The 2630-nt window shown below is 64.8% G+C and carries 5 protein-coding genes; all 5 read left to right on the top strand.

All coding sequences use genetic code 11. The annotated features are described in order from the left end of the window. Positions 1-200 precede the first annotated feature (200 nt). From B9O00_RS31990 to B9O00_RS31970, 5 genes are read left to right on the top strand one after another with little or no spacing between them, the layout of a single operon-like run. Positions 201-914 carry a hypothetical protein gene (locus B9O00_RS31990; RefSeq protein WP_085127501.1) on the top strand — a complete coding sequence of 238 codons (714 nt, stop codon included), beginning with the start codon at positions 201-203 and terminating at the stop codon, positions 912-914. 42 nt (positions 915-956) lie between these two features. Further along, positions 957-1418: a DUF5681 domain-containing protein gene (locus B9O00_RS31985; protein ID WP_085127499.1), complete on the top strand. Its 462-nt coding sequence runs from the start codon at positions 957-959 to the stop codon at positions 1416-1418. Further along, positions 1418-1747: a hypothetical protein gene (locus B9O00_RS31980; protein ID WP_085127497.1), complete on the top strand. Its 330-nt coding sequence runs from the start codon at positions 1418-1420 to the stop codon at positions 1745-1747. Before B9O00_RS31985 ends, B9O00_RS31980 begins: the two co-directional genes overlap by 1 nt. Then, positions 1744-1929: a hypothetical protein gene (locus tag B9O00_RS31975; RefSeq protein ID WP_085127495.1), complete on the top strand. Its 186-nt coding sequence runs from the start codon at positions 1744-1746 to the stop codon at positions 1927-1929. The genes B9O00_RS31980 and B9O00_RS31975 overlap by 4 nt, the downstream gene beginning before the upstream one ends. 5 nt (positions 1930-1934) lie before the next feature. After that, entirely contained in the window at positions 1935-2183 is a 249-nt protein-coding gene (locus tag B9O00_RS31970; protein WP_085127493.1) for a hypothetical protein, read from the top strand. The last annotated feature ends 447 nt before the right edge of the window (positions 2184-2630 follow it).

Below are 2630 nucleotides of genomic sequence, written 5' to 3'. Positions count from 1 at the left end.
CGTCTCAAAGAGCTGGTCGAGCACTACAAGGCCACCCCGCACCAACTCCGCCGCTACGAAAGCCTCTGACCCGCGGTCCTCACCGGACGGGTACATACGAGGGGCATTTCCTCTAAGTGCATGTAATCGTTGTTGAACTATCGGGGAAACAGGTAGCGTTGCAGCCCATAACAAGCCGCGTCCGGCTTTAAGGGGGTACAATGGCGACCACAGTTGATACGCGGGTCACGCCCGCACTGCACGAAGCGACGATCAAGGAGCTTGAGGGGTACGACGAGGAAACGGCGGTTTACGTCGCGCCTGTCGAGGAAGCCTTCTCGGATGCCCGGATCACCCTGGGCAAGCTGCACGACGCGAAAGCGGCAGCGGCAAGCAATGAGGCTTGGACCGAGGCGCAACGGGTTCTGCTCGTGTCGAAGGAAGCCGACAAGCAGCAGGAACGCCTCTGCAAGAAGTTCGATGCGGTCCACACCGCCCTCAAGAAGCAGGTGGAGCACATCGACCAGCAGCTTAGCCAGCCCCTCAAGGAGAAGGCGGGCATGGGGTCGCTCAACGGCGAGGTGCGTGCCTACGCCAAGGCACTGAGCCGCGAGGACCGGACCAAGATGGTGGAGCAAGCCTTCGCGGCAGGCGACACGGACACCCTGCACGCGCTGCTCGGGGCGCAGCACTTCCTCAGCGGGTTCATCCCGGAGGAACACGCCTTCTACGTTCGCAAGTTCCACGAGATGCAGAACCCGGCGCTGGTGAAGCGCCTGACCGTGACCCGAGCCGCGATGCGCGCCGTGGAGGAACGGGCACCGCTCATCTTCCCGCAGATCGACAAGGTTCTTGGGATGCGGCGCGACAAGGTGAAAGCCATCGCCAAGCAGAACGAGGACGCGCTCGCCGCCCTCAAGTTCGGCGCTCAGTGAGCAGCGTTGCTGATCCCTGCAATCAACAGGAGCTAACCACACATGGCGGAGATTGAAACGCCCAGTTGGATGCAAGGCTTCGTACCTCAGCCCAACACCCCGCCCCGTGGCTGGCAGCCGGGGCAGTCGGGCAACCCGAAGGGCAGGCCTGCCGGGTCGCGGAACAAGAAGAACGTTGTGGCGGACGAGTTTGCCAAGGAGGGCAGCGCGGTGGCGCGTGTGGTCATGGATGCCGCGCTAGCAGGTGACATGCAGGCCGCGAACATGGTGCTGCAACGCCTGTCGCCCCCACTCAGGGCGGCAGCGGAACGGGTCCAGTTCGAGTTGGACCCCGAACGCCCGCTTGCGGAACAGGCAAAGCAGATCCTCGCGGCTGTTGCTGACGGCAAGGTGGACCCGGAAACGGGCAAGACCCTGATCGGGTGCCTGTCGGCTGTCGCCAATATCGAAGCGGTTGCCGAGTTGGAGAGCCGCATCATCGTTCTGGAAGCGAGGCAGGTCTGATGCCGATGATCCACACGAACCGCAATTACATCATGGTCGGCAAGGCGTTCCCCGAGGACCGCTTTGTCGCCACCTACATCATGCGCGACGGCGGGCGGTTCCTGCTGACCACACAGCCTATCGACCGGCTGGCGTCCGCCGTGCGGTGGGCGCTGAACATGGCCGACTACATGGCGGGACCGATTGAGGTGCTGCCGATCAAGTCGGAGGACGAACTGTTGCGCCAGATCGTCGTGGCGGTCGGGTTCGAGGGCATCCACGCCCAGACCGACCCGGCCATGCAGCGCGAGGCGCACGACCTGCTCACCAAGCTAGGGATTCTGCCATGAAGAACCTTCACCTCGACTACGAGAACCGACCCCGCAAGTACGGGGTCACGCCCGACGACCTAAAAGCCATGCAGCAACGCCGGATTGAGGCGGCGGAGCGTCGGCAAGCCGAAGCTGCGGAGAACGAGCGCCGCGCTGTCGCATTGGGCGAAGCGTTCCGCGTGCTGAAAGGGGAGGCGTAACCACAGTGTCCGCCGCCCGCTCGCTGCTCAGCAGGGTGCGCCGCCTCGAAGCCGCGCGCACTGCGCCACGCTCTGCCTTTGAGCACGCCTTCGGGTCGCTCGAAGCCTTCACCAGCGAGGTGCAGGCGGGCATCGACGCGGGCACCTTCGACCGGATCGACATGCCGATGGTCCTGAACGCCATCCGGCGCTGGCACACCGATGGCGAGTTCGGCGCATGGCAGCGCAATCGCGTGATGGAGCGTCACGGATGACCGAGGCGGTCCCCGCGTGGTTACAGGCATGGCGCGAGGGGCGCACAGCGCCCGCACAGCCGCGCGAACCCGCGAGCCAAGGGGGTCACGGCGGCAGCGGCAGCACCCCGGCTGTAGCCGCGCGCTGCGCCCCCGCTCGCCCGAAAGGCAACTATCAGGGATTCGTGATCCCTGACCCTTGGCCGAATGACGGCGGCAAGCGGCGTGAGGCGGTACTGGATTGTGACCACATGCCTCCGCGAGTCGTTCGGCATGTCGGCTGGCGACCGTGCATGTGCTGCCGAAAACAGTTCTGGTCGGAGGACACGGCGCGGGTGCGCCTCTGCGACTACTGCCGGACGTTCAGATGAGTGTAAGCGCTTAGGCGATGCCCTTTGGCTTCGGGCTTGACGCCTTGCGGAAGTTCCAGGGCATGAGGTCTTCGACCCTGCTCTGCGGGTGGCCGTT

Origin of the sequence: Tistlia consotensis USBA 355 (assembly GCF_900177295.1) — a bacterium.
In the GTDB taxonomy this organism is placed as follows: domain Bacteria; phylum Pseudomonadota; class Alphaproteobacteria; order Kiloniellales; family DSM-21159; genus Tistlia; species Tistlia consotensis.
Note: the sequence above shows the minus strand (reverse complement) of the source record. Positions and strands in the feature narration are given on the sequence as shown.